The organism is Rhizobium sp. S152 (assembly GCF_030380735.1).
Taxonomy (GTDB): Bacteria; Pseudomonadota; Alphaproteobacteria; order Rhizobiales; family Rhizobiaceae; genus Rhizobium.
The window spans coordinates 393,320-413,925 of the sequence record NZ_JAUDRZ010000030.1 but is presented as its reverse complement, the minus strand read 5'-3'; the positions used below and the strand labels follow the sequence as shown (position 1 = coordinate 413,925).

At 60.5% G+C, this 20,606-nt stretch carries 21 protein-coding genes and 1 tRNA gene; 13 read left to right on the top strand and 9 right to left on the bottom strand.

Annotated elements, in window-relative coordinates:
- Positions 1-29 precede the first annotated feature (29 nt).
- Positions 30-2,018: a bifunctional 2',3'-cyclic-nucleotide 2'-phosphodiesterase/3'-nucleotidase gene (locus QTL95_RS26770; protein WP_289722867.1), complete on the top strand. Its 1,989-nt coding sequence runs from the start codon at positions 30-32 to the stop codon at positions 2,016-2,018.
- A gap of 36 nt (positions 2,019-2,054) precedes the next feature.
- On the opposite strand, the gene QTL95_RS26765 is transcribed toward QTL95_RS26770, so the two are convergent.
- The gene (locus QTL95_RS26765; RefSeq protein ID WP_289722866.1) at positions 2,055-3,023 is read right to left on the bottom strand and encodes a LysR family transcriptional regulator; all 969 of its coding nucleotides are present in this window, start codon (positions 3,021-3,023) and stop codon (positions 2,055-2,057) included.
- Between the two features lie 142 nt (positions 3,024-3,165).
- Here QTL95_RS26765 and QTL95_RS26760 point away from each other — a divergent pair, with 142 nt between their 5' ends.
- A complete protein-coding gene (locus QTL95_RS26760) occupies positions 3,166-3,774 on the top strand; it encodes an FMN-dependent NADH-azoreductase (protein ID WP_112533695.1) in 609 nt (202 codons plus the stop codon).
- Between the two features lie 49 nt (positions 3,775-3,823).
- Here QTL95_RS26760 and QTL95_RS26755 read toward each other — a convergent pair whose 3' ends face one another.
- Positions 3,824-4,399 carry a TetR/AcrR family transcriptional regulator gene (locus QTL95_RS26755; RefSeq protein WP_289722865.1) on the bottom strand — a complete coding sequence of 192 codons (576 nt, stop codon included), beginning with the start codon at positions 4,397-4,399 and terminating at the stop codon, positions 3,824-3,826.
- Positions 4,400-4,504: 105 nt separating this feature from the next.
- Here QTL95_RS26755 and QTL95_RS26750 point away from each other — a divergent pair, with 105 nt between their 5' ends.
- Complete coding sequence (locus tag QTL95_RS26750; RefSeq protein WP_289722864.1) at positions 4,505-5,281, top strand: SDR family NAD(P)-dependent oxidoreductase; 777 nt, start codon at positions 4,505-4,507, stop codon at positions 5,279-5,281.
- Here the strand turns inward: QTL95_RS26750 and QTL95_RS26745 are convergent.
- The 3 genes from QTL95_RS26745 to ilvA form a co-directional block, all read right to left on the bottom strand.
- The gene (locus QTL95_RS26745; RefSeq protein ID WP_289723177.1) at positions 5,278-6,555 is read right to left on the bottom strand and encodes a GGDEF domain-containing protein; all 1,278 of its coding nucleotides are present in this window, start codon (positions 6,553-6,555) and stop codon (positions 5,278-5,280) included. The two genes, QTL95_RS26750 and QTL95_RS26745, sit on opposite strands and share 4 nt — an antisense overlap.
- Before the next feature lie 233 nt (positions 6,556-6,788).
- Positions 6,789-7,115, bottom strand: a complete 327-nt coding sequence (locus QTL95_RS26740; RefSeq protein ID WP_289722863.1) for an HlyU family transcriptional regulator — start codon at positions 7,113-7,115, stop codon at positions 6,789-6,791.
- A 36-nt stretch (positions 7,116-7,151) separates the two neighbouring features.
- Positions 7,152-8,402, bottom strand: coding sequence for a threonine ammonia-lyase (gene ilvA / locus QTL95_RS26735; RefSeq protein WP_289722862.1), 1,251 nt, complete (start codon positions 8,400-8,402; stop codon positions 7,152-7,154).
- A 177-nt stretch (positions 8,403-8,579) separates the two neighbouring features.
- Here ilvA and QTL95_RS26730 point away from each other — a divergent pair, with 177 nt between their 5' ends.
- Complete coding sequence (locus tag QTL95_RS26730; protein ID WP_289722861.1) at positions 8,580-8,945, top strand: VanZ family protein; 366 nt, start codon at positions 8,580-8,582, stop codon at positions 8,943-8,945.
- 67 nt (positions 8,946-9,012) lie between these two features.
- Positions 9,013-9,097, top strand: a tRNA-Leu gene (locus QTL95_RS26725).
- A 343-nt stretch (positions 9,098-9,440) separates the two neighbouring features.
- On the opposite strand, the gene wrbA is transcribed toward QTL95_RS26725, so the two are convergent.
- Complete coding sequence (gene wrbA, locus QTL95_RS26720; protein WP_289722860.1) at positions 9,441-10,037, bottom strand: NAD(P)H:quinone oxidoreductase type IV; 597 nt, start codon at positions 10,035-10,037, stop codon at positions 9,441-9,443.
- Between the two features lie 199 nt (positions 10,038-10,236).
- Between wrbA and QTL95_RS26715 the strand changes: the two genes are divergently transcribed.
- The 5 genes from QTL95_RS26715 to QTL95_RS26695 all read left to right on the top strand — a co-directional run bounded on the left by QTL95_RS26715 (position 10,237) and on the right by QTL95_RS26695 (position 17,815).
- The gene (locus tag QTL95_RS26715; RefSeq protein WP_289722859.1) at positions 10,237-11,013 is read left to right on the top strand and encodes a competence/damage-inducible protein A; all 777 of its coding nucleotides are present in this window, start codon (positions 10,237-10,239) and stop codon (positions 11,011-11,013) included.
- Positions 11,014-11,122: 109 nt separating this feature from the next.
- The gene (locus QTL95_RS26710) at positions 11,123-11,968 is read left to right on the top strand and encodes a universal stress protein (protein WP_289722858.1); all 846 of its coding nucleotides are present in this window, start codon (positions 11,123-11,125) and stop codon (positions 11,966-11,968) included.
- Between the two features lie 183 nt (positions 11,969-12,151).
- Complete coding sequence (gene gpt, locus QTL95_RS26705) at positions 12,152-12,649, top strand: xanthine phosphoribosyltransferase (RefSeq protein ID WP_289722857.1); 498 nt, start codon at positions 12,152-12,154, stop codon at positions 12,647-12,649.
- 165 nt (positions 12,650-12,814) lie between these two features.
- Positions 12,815-13,402, top strand: a complete 588-nt coding sequence (locus QTL95_RS26700; protein ID WP_289722856.1) for a hypothetical protein — start codon at positions 12,815-12,817, stop codon at positions 13,400-13,402.
- A gap of 591 nt (positions 13,403-13,993) precedes the next feature.
- The gene (locus QTL95_RS26695) at positions 13,994-17,815 is read left to right on the top strand and encodes a vitamin B12-dependent ribonucleotide reductase (protein ID WP_289722855.1); all 3,822 of its coding nucleotides are present in this window, start codon (positions 13,994-13,996) and stop codon (positions 17,813-17,815) included.
- Positions 17,816-17,842: 27 nt separating this feature from the next.
- On the opposite strand, the gene QTL95_RS28985 is transcribed toward QTL95_RS26695, so the two are convergent.
- Positions 17,843-17,893: a hypothetical protein gene (locus tag QTL95_RS28985; RefSeq protein ID WP_442981360.1), complete on the bottom strand. Its 51-nt coding sequence runs from the start codon at positions 17,891-17,893 to the stop codon at positions 17,843-17,845.
- Between the two features lie 351 nt (positions 17,894-18,244).
- Here QTL95_RS28985 and QTL95_RS26690 point away from each other — a divergent pair, with 351 nt between their 5' ends.
- A complete protein-coding gene (locus tag QTL95_RS26690) occupies positions 18,245-18,760 on the top strand; it encodes a hypothetical protein (protein ID WP_289722854.1) in 516 nt (171 codons plus the stop codon).
- 81 nt (positions 18,761-18,841) lie between these two features.
- Here the strand turns inward: QTL95_RS26690 and QTL95_RS26685 are convergent, their stop codons facing one another.
- Positions 18,842-19,057: a hypothetical protein gene (locus QTL95_RS26685; RefSeq protein WP_289722853.1), complete on the bottom strand. Its 216-nt coding sequence runs from the start codon at positions 19,055-19,057 to the stop codon at positions 18,842-18,844.
- 189 nt (positions 19,058-19,246) lie between these two features.
- Here QTL95_RS26685 and QTL95_RS26680 point away from each other — a divergent pair, with 189 nt between their 5' ends.
- Together QTL95_RS26680 and QTL95_RS26675 are read left to right on the top strand one after the other, a co-directional pair.
- The gene (locus QTL95_RS26680) at positions 19,247-19,495 is read left to right on the top strand and encodes a DUF2188 domain-containing protein (protein WP_037177673.1); all 249 of its coding nucleotides are present in this window, start codon (positions 19,247-19,249) and stop codon (positions 19,493-19,495) included.
- A gap of 12 nt (positions 19,496-19,507) precedes the next feature.
- Complete coding sequence (locus QTL95_RS26675) at positions 19,508-19,834, top strand: hypothetical protein (RefSeq protein ID WP_289722852.1); 327 nt, start codon at positions 19,508-19,510, stop codon at positions 19,832-19,834.
- Positions 19,835-20,029: 195 nt separating this feature from the next.
- On the opposite strand, the gene QTL95_RS26670 is transcribed toward QTL95_RS26675, so the two are convergent.
- On the bottom strand, positions 20,030-20,566 hold the full coding sequence (locus QTL95_RS26670) for a hypothetical protein (protein ID WP_289722851.1): 537 nt from the start codon (positions 20,564-20,566) through the stop codon (positions 20,030-20,032).
- Between the last annotated feature and the right edge of the window lie 40 nt (positions 20,567-20,606).

Here is a 20,606-nt window from a genome sequence, read left to right as displayed (position 1 = left end):
GCGACGCGTGATTTTCGAAGGAGTTTTTTATGTCTTCCATTCTTGATTTGCCGCCGCTTAACAGACGCTCCCTGCTCGGCGGAATAGCCGCCACCTCGGCGCTGGTCTTGCTCCATCCCTTTACCGCGCGTGCCGCCTCGAACCAGGCGCATCTGCGGCTCATGGAAACGACGGACATTCATGTCAACGTCTTCCCCTACGATTATTACGCCGACAAGCCGAACGACACGATGGGACTGGCGCGTACCGCGACCATCATCGACAGCATCCGCGCCGAGGCCGCCAATTCGCTTCTGATCGATAATGGCGACGTGCTGCAGGGCAACCCGATGGGCGACTACATGGCCTATCAGCGCGGCATGAAGGACGGCGACGTCCATCCCGTCATCAAGGCGATGAATACGCTCGGCTACACGGTGGGCACGCTTGGCAATCACGAGTTCAACTACGGCCTCGACTTCATGTTCAAGGTGCTCGCCGGCGCGAACTTCCCGTTCGTCTGCGCCAACCTGACCAAGGGCCAGCTTGCCTCCGATCCGAAGAAGGACGATCTTTTCTTCAAGCCCTACATCATCGTCGAAAAGACGATCAAGGACGGAGCGGGCAATGAGAGCCCTGTGAAGATCGGCTTCATCGGCTTCGTGCCGCCGCAGATCATGCTGTGGGATATCAAGAACCTCGAGGGCAAGGCGCAGACACGCGATATCGTCGAGACGGCCAAGGCCTGGGTGCCGGCCATGAAGGAGGACGGCGCGGATATCGTCATCGCGCTCTCCCACTCAGGCATCGACGGCGCTGCGCCATCCGAGAAGATGGAGAACGCGTCTCTGCATCTCGCGGCCGTTGAAGGCATCGACGCCATCTTCACCGGCCACCAGCATCTGGTTTTCCCCGGTCCGAAGACCTGGGACGGGATCAAGGACGCCGATCCGGTCAAGGGCACGCTGCACGGCAAGCCGGCTGTGATGGCTGGATTCTGGGGGTCGCATCTCGGGTTGATCGACCTTCTGCTGGAGAAGGACGGCAAAAGCTGGAAGATCGTGGACTTCACCTCCGAAGCACGTCCTATCTACCACCGCGACGACCAGAAAAAGGTCATCGCCGACGTCGCGGACAAGAAGGAGGTGATCGAGGCGGCCAAGGCCGAGCACGAGGCGACGCTCGCCTATGTTCGCACGCCCGTCGGCAAGTCCTCGGCGCCGCTCTACTCCTATTTCGCGCTGGTTGCCGACGATCCCTCGGTGCAGATCGTCAGCCAGGCGCAGACCTGGTACATCAAGCAGATGCTTGCCGACACCGAGTTCAAGAACCTGCCGGTGCTTTCGGCGGCAGCGCCGTTCAAGGCGGGCGGCCGCGGCGGGGCCGACTACTATACCGACGTGCCCGCTGGTGACATCGCCATCAAGAACGTTGCCGACCTCTATCTCTATCCGAACACCGTGCAGGCCGTCGCCATTACCGGTGCCCAGGTGAAGAACTGGCTGGAAATGTCCGCGGCGATGTTCAACCAGGTGAAGCCTGGAACAAGCGACGCGCCGCTTCTCAACGAGAGCTTCCCCTCCTACAATTTCGACGTGATCGATGGCGTCACTTACCAGATCGACCTGTCGCAGCCGCGCCGGTTCGACGATGACGGTAAGGTGGCCAATGCCGATGCCAACCGCATCCAGAACCTGCAGTTCGACGGCAAACCGATCGACCCGGCACAGAAATTCGTGGTGGTGACAAACAACTACCGGGCCGGCGGCGGCGGCAAGTTCCCCGAGATCGCTTCGGACAAGGTTATCTTCCAGGCGCCCGACACCAACCGCGACGTCATCGTCCGCTTCGTGCACGAACAGGGCACGATCAATCCCTCGGCCGACGGGAACTGGACCTTCAAGCCCATGTCGGGCACGACGGCCGTGTTCCAGAGCGGTCCGAAGGCGAAGCAGTTCCTCGCTGATCTCAAGAGCGTCAAGATCGAGGATGCAGGCGAAGGCGCCGATGGGTTCGCGAAATTCCGGCTGCTTCTCTAGGGACCAGTATGTCGATTGCCGGGCCTAGCGGCCCGGCTATTCCGCTGCCAGCGGCAACTCCTCGACGGAGAGTTCCGCGAGGCCGGCGGTGAAATCGGCATGACTCGGGCAAAGCTGCAGCCGCTTGCTGAACGCATCGATCATCCAGGTGGCAGCCGGACCCGGCGGGCTGGCGATCCGGCGGATCGCATAGATGGGGTATTCCCCTTGCTCGTATGCCTGCAGGTCGAGATGCACGAGACTGCCGCGCTTCAGGTCATCACGAATGAGCGATGCCGGAAGCCCGCCCCAGCCAAGGCCGCCTCGAATCAGCGAATGCTTTGTCGCAATATCGCTGACGCGCCAGGTCTTGTAGGAGAGAACGTTGAAATCCCGACCCTTGGTCAGTCCCGACGCGTCGGTCACCACCAGCTGGGTTTCCTCGCGCACATCGGCGAGTGTCAGCGGCCGGTCGATTTTCGCGAGGGGATGATCCCGCGAGGCGACCGGCATCATGAAGGAATGCCCGATTCGCTCGGCGGAAATGGAATCGTGCTGCTTCAGGACCGCGCCGCCGATACCGATCGACGCCTTGCCGCTGGAGACCATGTCCATGACGGTGCCGAGTTCGCCTACGGCGAGGTTCAGTGCCACCGATGGAAACTTGTCGCGAAACTCGCGCAAGACCTGCACCACGGCCTTCGACGGTACCATGACGCTTATCGCCACGCTGACCTCGGCCTCCAGGCCTTCCTTCAGGCCCTTGGCGCGGGCCCGCATGACCTCGAGATCGGACAGCAGACGCCGCGCATCTTCCAGCATCGCCTTGCCGGCATCCGTCAGCTTCGGCTGCCGGGCACCTGAGCGCTCGAACAGCGGCATTTCAAGTTGGGACTCGAGATTTGCGATGGTGTAGCTGATGACGGACTGGGCGCGATTAAGCGCGCGCGAGGCAGCTGAAAAGCTGCCGGTCTCGGCCACCGTCAAGAACACCTGCAACTGATCCAATGTCGGGTTCGGAAGCATCTTCCATCCAATCTATCGATGATTTCGATCGACATTATCCCAGTTTTTTCGATAGCACGCCAGACCTATTTTCCACTCGAACGGACCGATTCATCACCCCCAGAAACGAACCGGCCGACCCCAATTCAAGAGGAAATTCAACATGTCTTCCATCCTGCTTCTGACCTCCAGCCCGCGCGCAGAATCGCTTTCGACCACGATCGCCACCGATCTGGCTGGCAAGCTCCAGGCACAGAAGGCCGGCAGCGCAATCGTCCGCCGCGACCTCACCGTTCTGCCGCATATCGACGATCTCTTCACCGCCGCCATCCGCAAGCCGGCCGACGCTCGTTCCGCTGAAGAGGCTGCTGCCGTGAAGACCTCGGACGAACTGGTCAACGAACTGCTCGCAGCCGACACCATCGTCATCGGCACCGGCCTGATCAACTTCAACATCTACTCGTCGCTGAAGACCTGGATCGACAACGTCGCCCGTGCCGGCCTGACCTTCAAGTACACGGAAAACGGCCCCGTCGGCCTCGCCACCGGCAAGAAGGTCTACGTGGTGCTTGCGTCCGGCGGTGTCTACTCGCAGGGCCCGGCCGCTGCCATGAACCATGCCGTCCCTTACCTCAAGTCGGTACTCGGCTTCCTCGGCATCACCGAAGTCGAAACGATCTATGTCGAAGGCCTTGCATATGGTCCCGAAGCTGCCGAGAAGGCGATCGGCGCTGCCAAGGCTCGCGCAGAAGAGATCGCGCTCGCTGCCTGATCCACGCTGATAGCCCATTCGAGAACGGCCGGTGCTTTACCGGCCGTTTTCATTTGGCCTCGAGCGCGACGACGAAGGCTTTCACCGTCTCCAGGATCTCGTCGGAAAGCGCTGTGTCGTCCGAGATCCGGGCAAGACCGATGGCGCCAGTCATCAGGCAGGAAGCGATGATTGCATTGCGGCGCGCGCCGCCTGCATCGCCCCCCAGCCTCTTCGCCATCGTGTCGAAGTTGATCGTCATTCGCTCCGTCGCGATCTCGCGCGTCTTCGCGTCGCCACGCGCGATATCCGCCGTCAGCGCAGCGAAGGGGCAGCCGCCGGCCGTATTTTCGAGATGGTGGGCGCTCATGTAGGCGTCGGCATACTCTCCGATCGGAATGTCCGAAGGCTCCCTTCCCTCCAAGCGCACCTTCTCATCCCATGCGCCGAAGGCCGACTGCATCGCCTCTGCCACGAGCTGATCGCGTGAGGCGAAATGCTTGTAGAAGCCGCCGACCGTCAGCCCCGCCTCCTTCATCAGATCGGCGACGCCGACGCCTGCAAGGCCCTTTTCGCGCAGCCTCTCGGAGGCGATGCCGACGATCCTGTCGTGGGTCTTCTGCTTTTCCACCTGCGAGTGGCCCATCAAAATCTCCCTTGGTCGTCTCTTGACAATCTAGATTATGATCATAATCTTCCTGGCGTACGATCATAATCCAGATCGGCGAAGATTCCAACAGGAGCATGTGACATGCGTCTAGAAAACAAAGTAGCCGTGATAACCGGCGGCAATAGCGGCATCGGGCTTGCAACGGCACGGGTCTTCCTCAACGAAGGCGCCAAGGTGATCATTACCGGTCGCAACCCGAAGACGTTGGCGGAAGCAACTGAGACGCTCGGCAAAAACGTCTATCCGCTGCAAGCCGATGTGACCGACTTCGCAGCGATGGAAACGGGGCTTGCCAAGGCGGCCGCGGAATTCGGCCGGTTCGACGTGGTCTTCGCCAATGCCGGGATCGTCAACGAGACCGCACTCGGCAGGACGACGGTCGAGCAGTTCGAGGCGGTGGTGCGCACGAACTTCACCGCCGCGTTCTTCACGGTGCAGGCCGCACTCCCTCATCTCAACGACAACGGCTCAGTGATCCTGAACGGATCCGTCCACGCGGTTCTCGGTATTCCCGGCTATTCCGCCTATGCCGGCACCAAGGGCGCCGTCCGCGCCATGACGCGCAATCTCGCCTCGGAACTCGCGCCACGCGGCATTCGTGTGAACCAGGTGACACCAGGCGCCACCCGCACGCCGATCTGGAATGCCCGCGTGGAAACGCCTGAGGCACTGGATGCGCTCGAGGCGCGCTTCGGGGCCATGAGTCCGCTCGGGCGCATGAGCGAGGCAGACGAGATCGCCAAGGCGGCGCTCTACTTCGCTTCGGACGATTCGCTGAATGTGACCGGCATCGAGATCACCGTCGACGGCGGCGCAACCGGCGCTCCATCCGGCGCCAAGATGTTCCGCACGGCCTAGGCGGTTGCCAGCTTTACAAGACCGGAGCGGCCGACCACGCAATTGCGGCCGCTCTTCTTGGCCTGGTACAGCCTGTCGTCGGCGGTAGACAGGATATTGGTGAAGTTCAGACCATCTTCGTCCGCCGTCGCAACGCCAACACTGACGGTGACCGGTGCGCCATCCGGCGTGCTGACGCTCGTGGCGATCGCCCAACGCAGGCGTTCGGCCAGCAGCAATGCCTCGTCGTGATCCGTGCCGGGGCAGACCGCCACGAACTCCTCGCCCCCAAAGCGGAAGACGCGGTCGGTTGCGCGCAGCATCATCCCCAACCGGGCGGCAATGGCTTTGAGGACCTGGTCGCCCTGAAGGTGGCCGAAGCGGTCGTTGACATCCTTGAAGTGATCGGCATCGAGGATCAGGACCGTGGCGTACTGCCCCTGGCGCAACGCATCATGGACCATCAGAGGGGCGTCCATCTCCATACGGGCGCGATCGTAGATGCCGGTCAGGACGTCCCGGCCCGTCCGGTTCAAGAGGTCGTTGTAACGCTCGCGGAAGGTCAGGTCACCAAAGATATCGCCTATCGGTCGCGCATTGGCGGCAACCCCTGCCCGGCGGACCCAGATCTCATAGATGGCGAAGAGCACCGTGTAGATGCAAACCGCAAACATCTTCGCGGTCCAACCGGTCCAGAACGCCGATGCCGGCACGCCGAAGAAATAATGCAGGCCGCCGAAAAAGCCGAGCTGGTCGAAGGACAGAAGCACGATGCCGCAGATCAGAAAGCGCAGGATGATCCGGCGCCTCAGATAGCGGCCGAGCCGCTCGTAGAGCAGGATGATGCCGATCGAATCGAGATAGAGCAGCGTGGTCCCCCAGACCATAAGCCACCCCATCTCCTTCAGGAAATCGACGTTGGCGGCATCACCGGATGGAAGAACCACCGTCGAGTGCAACTGCAGGACCCATGCCACGCCGACAGTCAGCAGGTTGCCGATGAACAGGCCGTAGATCGGCTGGCGGACCGTGGCCGCATCCTCCTGAAGATAGAGCATCAGGATCATCATCAGCTTGCCGGTGAAGAAGATCGACGACCCCGGCGAGGCAAGGCCGAAAGGCAATTCGACGTAGAAGACCGCGGCGAGATAGGTCTCCATGAAGTGCATGACACCGAGCGCGGTCAGGAACATGCCGAGACCGAGGCGATAACGGAAATGCAGCAGCGACACCATCAGGACGAAGTACCCAATGGCCTCGACGACGAAGAGCAGGAGATTGGTCATCTCCATCAGCGCGTTCTCGCCTCGCCGCGGTATGTACGCGCGCGAGCCGCCAAATGGCGCGACTTGATCAGCGCGTCAGAGGAAGGGGCCGTTCGTTCGGCTTGGCAGGGTCGTCGCTTGTCGTGCAACACTGGAGCGGTCTCGCAAATCACAGGCTTCAGCATTCACTGCAACCCTTTAAAATTGCGTGTGCGACTTGCCTTCAGAAGGCGAAAACGGCTTGCGGCTCTTGCTGTGGCTTGTCAGACCTGGCGGGTCTTTGCACCATCGGAAAACAACGACGGGCCGTGCTGATCGATGATCTGCTGCGCCTTGCGCACCGTGCATTCGACAGCATCATCCGTTGACGAGAACATGTCGGCACGGATGAAGCTGCGCACCAGCACCTCTTCGCCGACCGTTTTTTCGATGCGGCCGGCCAGCCGGTACTGCCCGCCCTCCTTCTGAGGTTCCGCGAAAATCGTGCAGTCGCCATAGGTCTGCGGCTCGGATTTGACGCCCGCAGGTACCGACGCGGCCTTTTCGCCGCCTGAAAACATCGAGAAGATACTGGAGAATATCGAAGCCATGGATCGCCTTTAGCACGCCAACAAGGGCGGGAGAAGTCAAATGATGAGGTTCGCGAGGATCTCGTTTTCGGTGATGTCCTCGAAACCGATGCCCGATTTCTCCAGCTTTTCCGTCAGGGCAGCGAAGCTGTCCGGCGCCTTACTCTCGATGCCGATCAATACCGAGCCGAAATTGCGCGCCGTCTTCTTCAGATATTCGAAGCGGGCGATATCGTCGTCCGGGCCGAGCAGATTGAGGAAATCACGCAAGGCGCCGGGGCGCTGCGGCAGGCGCAGGATGAAGTATTTCTTCAACCCCGCATAGCGCATGGCGCGCTCCTTGACGTCGGGAAGGCGCTCGAAATCGAAATTACCGCCGGAGACGACCGCGAGCACCGTCTTGCCTTTGATCGTCTCCGGATCCATCGCAGCGATCGCCGTCAGCGACAGGGCGCCCGCCGGCTCCAGCACAACGCCCTCGACGTTGAGCATCTCGCCGATCGTCACGCAGATGGCATTTTCCGGCTGCAGCATGACCTGCGCGGATGAAAACTGTCGAAGTGCTGCGAAGTTCAGATCGCCGATGCGGGCGACGGCAGCGCCGTCGACGAAATTGTCGACCTTGGAAAGCGTCACCACCTCACCGGCTTCGATGCTTCGCTTCAGGCTCGGTGCGCCAGCCGGCTCGGTGAAGATGAATCCCGATTTCGGCACGATGCCATCGAGATATCCCGTGATTCCCGCCGCAAGACCGCCACCGCCAACAGGCATGACGACCAGATCGGGCACTGTGCCTTCAGGAAGCTGCTGCATGATTTCGGCAGCCACAGTCGCCTGCCCTTCGATGATATCCACGTGATCGAAAGGCGGGACCATGACGCCGTCGATCGCCTGCACATGGTCGCGCGCGGCCTGATAGCACTGATCGAAGAAGTCGCCAGTGAGCTTGATGGTGATGAACTCGGCGCCGAACATGCGCGTCTTGTCGATTTTCTGCTGCGGCGTGGTGACCGGCATGAAGACGACACCCGGCACACCGAAATGGCGGCAGACGAAGGCGAAGCCCTGGGCGTGATTGCCGGCCGAAGCGCAGACGAAGGTCTTGCCGCCGGCGCCCTCGGCAATCGCCTTGCGCAGGAAGTTGAAGGCGCCGCGGATCTTGTAGGACCGTACCGGTGAAAGATCTTCGCGTTTCAACCAGATGTCGGCGCCGTAGCGCGCTGAAAGATGCTCATTGAGCTGTAACGGCGTTGGCGGAAAGAGGCCGCGTAAGGCTTCCTCGGCACGTTCGACATCCTGTCTGGTCACGATCGTTCGTCCAATTCTGTTGTGGCCCCCGCTATCGCATAGCCCAGCCGACGAATGAAGCCCATTTTTGCCGGCAACGGTTCGGCGGAGATCTGATCTTAAGCTTGTTTGTCAAAAGCGCGCGGGATAACGAAGTTGTGCGCTGCCAATCGCGATCAATATCGCTAATAGAGGGGCATGATCGCACCAAAATTCGCCAAGCCGCTCGCGTGGCTTTTGCTTGCCGCCATAATATTCGTGACCGTATCGCCGATCGGCTTGCGCCCGCACACCATTACGTCTGTCAATCTCGACCGCGCGCTTGCCTACATGGCAGTGGGCTTCGCTTTCGTGCTCGCCTACCCACGGCATTGGGTGGCGGTCGCCGTGCTGCTGGTCTTCGGCGCACTCGCCATCGAGTTCCTGCAATATCTCTCGCCGACACGCCATGCCCGCCTGCATGACGCCGCAGTGAAGGCGGCGGGAGCATCGATTGGCGTTCTCGCAGGTTTGGCAGCGATGAAACTCCGGCTGTTGCGGCCTGCTGATGGATCGGCGTCGTAATTCGGCCTATCCAGATTGCCGCCCTACCCTTGACTGAATCGTCGCAGTCGTTGATGGAAGGAACAATGCGGGCGTGGCGAAACTGGTAGACGCAAGGGACTTAAAATCCCTCGGCCTTGGCTGTGCGGGTTCGACCCCCGCCGCCCGCACCAAGAGCAAATCCGCCGCCGCCCTTTATCAAAGCATACTAATGTGCTTTTATGCGCGCGCGCCGAAGGGGAACTGGTTGGGTGGCGCTGTGAGTAAAGCTTGTCTTGTGGGAGTAAGACGATGGTTTACGATTGGGATGGGGCGCGCACGCGGCGTCTCAGGCTGTTTCGGACGGGCACCGCGTTCCTGGTAGCTCTCGCGGTTCTGGCCATACCGCTCATGATCTTCGCGGCGAAGCTCCGCGATTTTTACGGATAAACTGAATTCGACCGGACCAAGCGCATTGCGCATGGCATGAAAAAGGCGCGGCCGTGGTCGCGCCTTTCCCTTATCGTTCGTCTCAGATCAAGCCAGCTTGGCGGCGATCTTGGCGACGTGGGCGCCTTGGTACTTCGCACCTTCGAGTTCGATAGCCGAAGGCTGGCGGGAGCCGTCGCCGTCGGTGATGGTGGAGGCGCCGTAAGGCGAGCCGCCCTTGATCTCGTCCACACCCATCTGGCCCTGGAAGGCATAGGGAAGACCGGCCACGACCATGCCCTGATGCAGGAAGGTCGGGATGAAGCCGAGGATGGTGGATTCCTGGCCGCCGTGCTGCGTGGCCGAGGAGGTAAAGGCCGAGCCAACCTTGCCGACCAGCTTGCCGGCAAACCACAGACCGCCGGTCTGATCCCAGAAATTGCGCATCTGCGACGCAACCGTACCGAAACGTGTGCCGGCGCCTACGATGATCGCGTCGTAGTCAGCCAGTTCATCGATCGTGGCGATGGGTGCAGCCTGATCGAGCTTGTAGTGCGACGCCTTGGCCACGTCTTCGGATACGAGTTCGGGAACGCGCTTGACGGTCACGTCGGCACCTGCCGACTTCGCGCCTTCGGCGACGGCATATGCCATGGTTTCGATGTGGCCGTAAGCCGAGTAGTAAAGCACGAGTACCTTAGCCATTACCTATCTCCATCCGGGGATTGTGATTGAATTCGTGAACGGCCACATTCTTAGCAGGGTGGCGTGCCCGACGCATCCCCGCCTGGCAGAACGCAGTGTTCAATTGTCGGAGACGACCATCACCTGAACTCGCGCGAGAGGTTTCCAAGTGCGGTAAACGGCGCTACCTATGTAGCAGGAAAACATTCGGAAATTTTCAATGACCAACGAAACCATCGTGACCGCCGCCATGCTCGCCATTGGCGACGAACTGCTCTCGGGCCGGACCAAAGACAAGAATATCGGCCACCTCGCCGACATGCTGACGCTCTCGGCGATCGACCTCAAGGAAGTTCGTATCGTCGGCGATGAAGAGGACGAGATCGTCGCGGCGCTCAACGCGTTGCGGTCCAAGTATGACTATGTCTTCACCTCGGGCGGCATCGGTCCGACGCATGACGATATTACCGCCGATGCCGTTTCCAAGGCATTCGGGCTCGCCTGCGAATACAATGCCGAGGCAGTGACACTGCTCGGTGACATGTATGCGCGCCGAGAGGTGGAGTTTACCGAAGCGCGCAAGCGCATGGCGCGGATGCCGGTGGGCTCGCGCCATATTCCCAACCCGGTATCGACGGCGCCCGGCTTTGTCATCGGCAATGTACACGTGATGGCTGGCGTGCCCCAGGTGTTCCAGGCGATGGTCGATGCGGTTATTCCCACGCTGCGTACCGGTCAGGCGGTGATCTCGCTGGCGATCGCCTGCCCTTATGGCGAAGGCGATATCGGCACACCGCTTGCGGCTATCCAGAAAGAGCATCCACAAACCAGCATCGGCTCTTATCCCCGTTATGTCGGCCAGTCGTTTTCCACGGAGATCGTCGTGCGCGGCCGCTCCCAGGACGTGGTGAATGCTGCCGGCGCCGAGGTTCGCGCCATGATCGAGACCATCCGGGAAGCAAAGGAGACAGCCGTCAATCGTTCAGCGGAAGCCTAGGTCTTCAAGAAAACGGGCTTCACCTGATCCGCGTCAAGGAACCCGCGCCGCCGTTGGAGCATTTTCAATGGCGCGCGAGCCTATTTCACCCGCGCAAGGAGAATTGATCATGTCCTATAAAACCATACTCGCCATACTCGATACTGCTGATAATGCCGCGGCCGTTGCCGATTTCGCATTTGCCCTCGCAGCCGAGCACAATTCCCATGTCATCGGCCTGCACGCGGAAACTGTCGCCGTCGTGCCGCTGGTCGCGCCAATGGAGATTCCCGACCCAGTCGCCGTACAGGCACTTCAGGACATGGCGCATTCCGAAACCATCGAAGTCGAACGGATCTTTCGAGCCAAGGCGCAGGCATCCGGGATTTCGTTCGAATGGCGCAGTTATGCCTCCTCCTCGGGCTATGGTTCGGCGCCGCTGATCGAGAGTGCCCGCAGCGCCGATCTGCTCATCGCCTCGCAGGCCGATCCGGAGCGGCCGTCTGACAGCCATGTGGATGTGGACAACTTCCTGTTCGAGAGCGGCCGGCCGGTGCTGATGGTTCCCTTCGTGCTCAAGAGGCCGAAGCCGATCAAGCGGGTGCTCGTCGCCTGGAACGGATCGAAGGAAGCGGCCCGCGCGGCTTTCGATGCCCTGCCCTTCCTCAAGGCCGCAGACGAGGTCGAGGTCTTCTCGGTCGACCCGGTGGAGAACGCCCTGCAATCGGCGGCCACGGCCGGCGCCGAGATTGCCGCCATGCTGGCGCGGCACGGCGTCAACGCGACGCTCGCGACCGCGCACAGCGCCGCCGACAAGAACACATCCGCTGTCATCGAGAACCGACTCTCAGACAGCAGCATCGATCTGCTTGTCATGGGCGCCTATACCCACTCGCGGCTGTGGCAGATGATTTTCGGCGGAACGACCAAAAGTCTGCTCCAGTCGATGACGGCGCCGACCCTGCTTTCTCGATAGGAAACGCGAGGGCTTGCGTTTTGCGCCCGAATTCCGCTAATTGCAGCGACCGATGACGAGCTCCGGCTTCGGTCTCCTATCGCGCAGTTCCGGCTGCGCGATTTGCGTTTGACCGATCGCGGATTGCCTGTCCGGCCGCCGGAGAAACGGCGTGTCACTCTTTTCATGCCGCGGAGCAACATCATGTCTCTTCCCGATAAAGCCTTCCCTGTTTCCTGGGATCAGTTTCACCGCGATGCGCGCGCGCTCGCCTGGCGTCTTTCCGGCCTCAACCGTCCGTTCAAGGCGATCGTCTGCATCACCCGCGGCGGCCTTGTACCGGCTGCCATCATCTCGCGCGAGCTGAATATCCGGCTCATCGAAACCGTCTGCGTCGCGTCCTACCATGACTACGTGAACCAGGGAGAAATGACCCTTCTGAAGGGTATCGCCCAGGAACTTCTCGTCGATGGCGGAGAGTCCGTTCTAGTTGTGGACGACCTGACCGATACCGGCAAGACGGCTCAGGAAGTTCGCTCGCTCCTTCCAAAGGCGCATTTCGCCTGCGTCTACGCAAAACCCCAGGGTGTGCCTGTCATCGACACCTTTGTGACCGAGGTGAGCCAGGATACATGGATCTATTTCCCGTGGGACATGGGCTTCACCTATCAGGAGCCGATCTCCAAGGGCGCGCGCGGCTAGGCTTTCGCCTTCGCAATTTGTAATTGCGCCAATCTTTATTTAACTAACACTCATAAATCCGCTGTCAGGCTGCGCTTTTCCGGCATATCGTGAAGCTGCAGCCTGGGAGCGAGGAACGGCGGGGCTGCGATCGAGGACGCGCCTGGGTATGGTGTTGGAGTGATGATGACGCGTTGGGGGTATGTCGGCACGATCGCGGTCTTCGGGCTGTGTCTTTGCCTGATGCCATCAGTCGGTTCATCAGAGCCCGCCTACGTGTCGGTCGTGCGTGAATATGTGGATACGCTGATCCGACCGATGGTCGATGCGCCGATCGTCACTCAAGCGATCGAGGAGCAGAACAGCCGGTTCGGCGATGTCAGCTCCATGGACATCACCGTCCTCGACAATACGTACCGCTCCGAAATCAAGACCGGCGACTGGCAGATGGTGCGCCGTTTGCTCGACAAGCCGGTCTCGCGCTACCTCAAATCGAAGCAGAGTGATTCGCAGGGGACGATCGTCGAGTTCTTCGTCACCGACCGGAACGGCCTCAACGTCGGCCAAAGCGTTCCGACCAACGACTACTGGCAGGGCGACGAGGACAAGTATCTCAAGACCTTCGCGGCTGGATCGAACGAGACGTTTATCAGTCGCGCCGAGCGCGACGACCAGTCGCAGATGCTGGAAACGCAGGCGAGCTTCGTCATCAAGAACCGGGCCGGACGCCCCATCGGCACCGCAACAGTGACCATAGCGATCGATGCCTTGTGACGTTTCCAGCAGCTGCGAATCGCAATGCGCATTTGCGGGGCAAAAGCCAGCCCCAAACCGTTATATTTTAAGTTATTCTTCGCTTTTTCGACCCTTGTCGCCACTTGACGCCACAAGCCATTGATTCTTCTACACGTCTCGCTTTTCCCCGTTCTCCACAGACGCTTCCACAATATGTTGTGGTGAACACTTCATTAAGAACCAGCCCTTGACGGAATCGCCTCTTTCAAACTTAATGAGGTTCGATGTTGCGGCGGCGACTGAACCGGGAGTAACGAGGCCGGTTCTCTCCAGAAATCGAGCATGAAATCAGGGTGTTGCGTCCATGACGGATGATGCGCCTTGAGGGATTTCTGCGCGATTTTCGCCACCTGAAAAATCAACATCCGGGGCTGGCGGAAAAAGGCTGTTAATACTATATTTAGTGATTGCAGCCACCATCACCACAAGATACAGGATGACCCATCTCCGGATGACACGCCTGTGACGATACGGAACGAGAACTGGCTGCGCTGCTTACGGCGCCGCCGGAGGTGGAAACTTGCGCCTTGGTCAACGGGGACGGGGCGCGCGAGCTAGAGGTTAAGGCAAATGCGCATAGAACGCCGATTTACGAAGGCAGATCAGGGCGCTTACGCGGCTATCGAATTCCGCAAGGCAACCAGCGAGATCAAGAACCCCGATGGGTCGATCGTATTCCGCCTCGAGAACATCGATGTTCCCGCGCAGTTTTCGCAGGTCGCGGCCGACATTCTGGCACAGAAGTATTTCCGCAAGGCCGGCGTCCCTGCCCGCCTCAAGAAGGTCGAGGAAAACGATGTTCCTTCCTTCCTGTGGCGCTCGGTCGCCGATGAGGCCGCTCTGAAGGAACTCCCGAAGGATCAGCAGTACGGTTCGGAAACCGATGCGCGCCAGGTCTTCGACCGTCTGGCCGGCACCTGGACCTACTGGGGCTGGAAGGGTGGTTACTTCTCCTCCGAGGAAGACGCGGCAGCCTTCCGCGACGAACTCGCCTACATGCTCGCAACGCAGCGCGTCGCCCCGAATAGCCCACAGTGGTTCAACACCGGTATGCATTGGGCCTATGGCATCGACGGCCCCGGCCAGGGCCACTTCTATGTCGACCCCTTCACCGGCAAGCTGACGAAGTCCAAGTCGGCCTATGAGCATCCGCAGCCGCACGCCTGCTTCATCCAGTCCGTCGAAGACGATCTGGTCAACGAAGGCGGAATCATGGACCTGTGGGTTCGCGAAGCCCGCCTGTTCAAGTACGGTTCCGGCACCGGCTCCAACTTCTCCTATCTGCGCGGCGAAGGCGAACGCCTTTCCGGCGGCGGCCGTTCCTCCGGCCTGATGAGCTTCCTGAAGATCGGCGACCGCGCAGCGGGCGCCATCAAGTCGGGCGGCACGACGCGTCGCGCGGCCAAGATGGTCGTGGTCGACATCGACCATCCCGATATCGAGGAATACATCAACTGGAAGGTCAAGGAAGAGCAGAAGGTTGCCGCTCTCGTGACCGGCTCCAAGGTCGTCGCCAAGCATCTGAAGGCGATCATGAAGGCCTGCGTCAATTGCGAAGGCGATAACGACGATTGCTACGACGCCAACAAGAACCCTGCCCTGAAGCGCGAAGTGCGCGCCGCCAAGAAGGACCAGGTTCCGGAAAACTATATCGGCCGCGTCATCCAGTTCGCCAAGCAGGGCTACAAGGACCTCGAGTTCAAGACCTATGACACCGACTGGGATTCGGAAGCCTATCTGACGGTCTCCGGCCAGAACTCCAACAACTCGGTCTCGATCAAGGACGACTTCCTGCGCGCTGTCGAAAACGACGGCGACTGGAACCTGACCGCCCGCAAGGACGGCAAGGTCATGAAGACCCTGAAGGCCCGCGATCTGTGGGAATCGATCTCCTACGCCGCATGGGCATCGGCCGATCCGGGCCTGCACTTCAACACGACGATGAACGACTGGCACACCAGCCCGGCCGCCGGCCCGATCCGCGCATCCAACCCGTGCTCGGAATACATGTTCCTCGACGACACGGCCTGCAACCTTGCCTCGCTGAACCTGCTGCAGTTCAAGGACGCCGCCACCAAGCGCATCAACATCGCCGACTACGAGCATGCCGTCCGTCTGTGGACCGTCGTCCTCGAAGTCTCGGTCATGATGGCGCAGTTCCCGTCGAAGCAGATTGCCGAGCGCTCCTACGAATACCGCACGATCGGCCTCGGCTATGCCAACATCGGTGGGCTCTTGATGTCGTCGGGCATTCCGTATGACAGCGACGAAGCCCGCGCCATCGCCGGCTCGCTGACCGCGATCATGACCGGCATCTCCTACGCCACCTCGGCCGAGATTTCCTCTGAACTCGGACCTTTCCCGATGTTCAAGCCGAACCGCGAAGCCATGCTGCGGGTCATCCGCAACCATCGCCGCGCCGCCTACGGCGAGACGTCTGGCTATGAAGGCCTGTCGATCAACCCGGTCGCGCTGATCCACTCGGAAAACCCGGACCAGGATCTGGCGGCACACGCCAAGAGCGCCTGGGACAAGGCACTCGAACTCGGCGAAAAGCACGGCTACCGCAACGCCCAGGCAACCGTCATCGCGCCCACGGGCACGATCGGCCTCGTCATGGATTGCGACACGACGGGCATCGAGCCCGACTTCGCGCTGGTGAAATTCAAGAAGCTCGCCGGCGGCGGCTACTTCAAGATCATCAACCGCGCCGTTCCGGAAGCCCTGCGCACGCTCGGCTATTCGGAAAGCCAGATCGCCGAGATCGAAGCCTACGCTGTCGGCCACGGCAACCTGAACCAGACGCCGGCGATCAACCCCGGTTCGCTGAAGGCCAAGGGCTTCACCGACGAGAAGATCGAGGCGCTGAACGGCGCGCTGAAGCAGGCCTTCGACATCAAGTTCGTCTTCAACCAGTGGACGCTCGGCGCCGACTTCCTGAAGGGCACACTTGGTGTTTCCGACGAGCAGCTTGGCGACATGGGTTTCAACCTGCTGGAGCACGTCGGCTTCTCGCGCAAGGACATCGAGGCTGCCAACGTTCACGTCTGCGGCGCGATGACGCTGGAAGGCGCACCGTTCCTGAAGAACGAGCACCTCGCCGTCTTCGATTGCGCCAATCCTTGCGGCAAGATCGGCAAGCGTTACCTCTCGGTCGACAGCCACATCCGCATGATGGCTGCTGCACAGCCGTTCATCTCGGGTGCGATCTCCAAGACGATCAACATGCCGAACGACGCAACGGTCGACGATTGCAAGAGCGCCTACATGCTCTCCTGGAAGCTCGGCCTGAAGGCTAACGCGCTCTATCGCGACGGCTCCAAGCTGTCGCAGCCGCTGAACGCCTCGCTGATCGAAGACGAAAGCGATGAGGACGCCCTGGAGGATCTGCTGCAGCAGCCGGTCGCCGCCCAGGCCGTCACCATCACCGAAAAGATCATCGAGCGTGTGGTCGAGCGCGTCACCCGCGAACGCGAGAAGCTGCCGAACCGCCGGCAGGGCTACACCCAGAAGGCCGCCGTCGGCGGACACAAGGTGTATCTGCGCACCGGCGAATTCGGCGACGGCCGCCTCGGCGAGATCTTCATCGACATGCACAAGGAAGGCGCCGCCTTCCGTGCGATGATGAACAACTTCGCCATCGCGATTTCGCTCGGCCTGCAGTATGGCGTGCCGCTCGAGGAATATGTGGAGGCCTTCACCTTCACCAAGTTCGAGCCGGCCGGCATGGTCATCGGCAACGACGCGATCAAGAACGCCACGTCGATCCTCGACTACGTGTTCCGCGAACTGGCCGTCTCCTACCTCGGCCGCCACGACCTGGCGCATGTCGATACGTCTGATTTCTCGAACACGGCGCTTGGCAAGGGCATCCAGGAAGGCAAGACGAACCTCGTCTCGACCGGCTGGACCCGCGGCTACAAGCCGACGCTGGTTTCGAACGGCGAACGCCAGGCATCAGGCGAGCCCAAGGGCTCGGCCACGGCCGCGCCAGCCCGTGCCTCGTCCGGTGCAACGGTAACGTCGTTTGCAGGCGCTGCCGCCCGCAAGATCGAGCCGACGGTTGCCATCTCGACCTCCGAAATCGTCGCCTTCAAGCGCGATTACGAAGAGCGCGCCAAGGAACTGGCCGAAGAGATCGCTGAGGAAATGCTGGAAGAAGTCACGACCGAGAGCCAGCAGCAGGCAACGGCACTGTTCTCCGACAAGGCCGCGGCTGACGCCGCATCGGCCAAGACGGAAGCCAAGAAGATCGAATCCGAGCGCCGCGCCCGGTCGATCATGCAGGGCTACACCGGCAACATGTGCTCCGAGTGCCAGAACTTCACGATGGTGCGCAACGGCACCTGCGAGAAGTGCGACACGTGCGGCGCGACGAGCGGCTGCAGCTGAGGATCGAAGCGATCAGATGTTTGACTTTCAAAAGCCCAGGGAACGCTCCCTGGGCTTTTGTCGTCTTAGACGACGCAGCACAAGCGGACTTGCAGATATGAGCAAGTCCACAAACACAAAAGCCGGATCCTTCCGAATCCGGCTTTTGATACCACGAATAAGCCAAAGCCCTCGTGGGCGAAGAGAAACTCTCCAACCTGTAGCAAGGCCATCATATGGGGAGTCGGATTTAAGAGTCGAGTTGGGCTTTGGCGCTTATCAACGGAAAGGTAATACGCTATGGCACGAGTACCGCAATTCGGCTTCTCAGCTTTTCTCAAGCTCATCTGCCTAAACGAAAAGCCGCAGAAACGAGCAATACGTGAGCGACATAAACCTAGCCCACGTCCGTATGACTACCACAGAAGCCTAAGGTCGATAATCCAACGCATGGCATTCTCGGGACTGAACTACGAAGAGGCTATGGCCTCGACGAGAGCAATCAAAAGAGCTTCTGAACGAGAATCCGCAAGGAAAGGCCTTAGAAGGTTTCAGCAATGGCTTACCGAAAACAGCGGAAAGCTCGAACCATGTGAGCCAATCGCTTTTATCAGTCCACAGGGTTACTTTGGCATCAAATTCAGACCCGATTTCCTGGTGGAGATAAACGGGCGTCGAACTGCTATTCATATCTGGAACACTGCTTCAAAGCTAAGCAAAAACCTCGTATTGGCTGCACTCTCACTGGTTGCCAACCGGTATCCTGAAGACAAAAAACGCCCGGATAACTTTGCTGTACTCTCGCTTCAGGATGGCACCCTCTTCTCATGGTCGGAGGCATCGAAAGAGCATGGTGTATTGGGCGAAAACATAGTCGCTCTCATTGAGAGAACCTGCGACGCCGCGAGACAGGAGCTCGATTTACCAGCAATCGTCAATCCGGATGCTCCTTCGCCAACTGTGTAGAGGTAGGCTAACGTCTGATCATGCTGCCGCAATATCCTGCTTGTAACATCAAAAAATGGCCGCTGCGGAAGCGCGGCCACTTTATGACGTACTACCATCGCCTCGAAAAAGCTCTGGACCCGCGACCGGCGGCATCTCGTCGGTGATCGCTTCCTCCGCGACAGACAAATCCAGATCGCCCCAGAGGGATTTCGGCTTGCTGCGGTCGGTGCGGCGGGAGGATTTGATTTCGACGACGAACGGCTTCGATTGGGCGCGCATGGGGTTCCTGCTGAATGCGTTGAGCGAATCCTTCAACGCTTCGAGCCTATGAAGCGTTCCCCCGCGTGGCAAGCTCCGCAGATGCGGTCGATCCAGCCTCGCACAGGCTAATCGCCTGAGCAGCAGGGACTTTCGGAACAAGCACGGGGCCTTCACGTTCCTTCCCCGCAGCGTGCGCGACAGCCGCGTGCAAATTGTTGCGAAAAATCCTTGAAGGAAAATTCAATGTCGATTACCTACCACGTCGCCGAACATGATGGCGCCTGGGCGTACCGCCTTGGTGATGTCTGGTCGGAAACTTTCCCAACTCACGAAAAAGCACTGGCAGCGGCCAAGAACGCCGCAGAGCGTCAACAGCTCGGTGGCCAGGATGCTGAAATTACATATCAGCGTGCGGACGGCACCTGGACAACGGAGCGGTCGAACGGAGGCGACCGCCCCGAGGCTGATGTCGTCGATGACGCCAAGGAATGAAAAAGACTACGAATGAGCATTAAAGAACGCTTCCTCAAACAACAGCACGCGTGGATGATCGGCGCGTGCTACTCCCGCAAGCACCCCGACTTTCACCGCTACGGTGGTCTTGATGTCGCCGTCTCCCCGCGCTGGAAGGACGGCCTCGACGCCTTCGTCAACGACATGATCGACACGCTTCCGCGCAGTCTGGCCGAGCGCCGCCTGGCGCTGGTCAACCCGCGTCGTCCCTTCGAGCCGGGCAATGTCGAATGGATTTTCCTCAGCAAGCATCGCGGCCTTCGCGCCCCTGACGGCACGCGCCCGGATATGGGCGAGATGCGCGCTCGCCGGGCATAAATCGGCTGCCCCTCGGGCGTGGCAAAACATGCCGACGGCGACTGCAGCTTAACCGACGCAAACCAGATCGCCGCGGCTCTTCCGGGCAGCACTTCGCAAAGACGGAAGCGAATTTCCCGCAAACAGCAATGGCGGCGCCGAGCACCGCCACTTTCCACACAATCGAATCAAGACATCGCGGCCGAGCCGGACCGGCTAAAGCAGCCGACTGCGCTTGATCAGGCGCGCAGCGATAAAGACGGCCGCCATGGTGCCCGCGAGCTTTCCCCATGGATAAGCGCCGAGTTGGGCATGGGCGCTCGCATCCGCCCACTCCGCATTGGCCTTGACCACCGTCGTGGCCTGTTCCCTGATGATCGCCAGGCGCGAGCGCAGGTTGTCGACCTCGTCGCGCAGGGCCTGCAGCCTGTCGGCCTGGCTTTCGTCGGAGACGGCGTCGGAGGGCTCGGGCGTTGCCACGTAATCCAGCGGCGCCAAGGCTTCCATCTCGGCGAGATGGTCCTGAAGATCCTTCTCGGTATCTGCGGCGCCCGCATCCTCGGTCAGCGGCGCCTTATCAACCGCCCGGCTGATCGTCCCGCTCTCGGCGCCTTCGCGGCTCGCCATTGCTCTCGGCTTTCCGGCACTGCGGGCACGGGCGGGTGAAGCCGCCGTTGGTTTCGTCGATGCGACATCCGTCTCGATCGTCGGCTTGTTGCTCGTGCGCGGTTTGCGGATGGTCTTGCTCGGCATGCTCGCCTCCTGTGTTTAACCCTTCAGACAACGCGCCAAC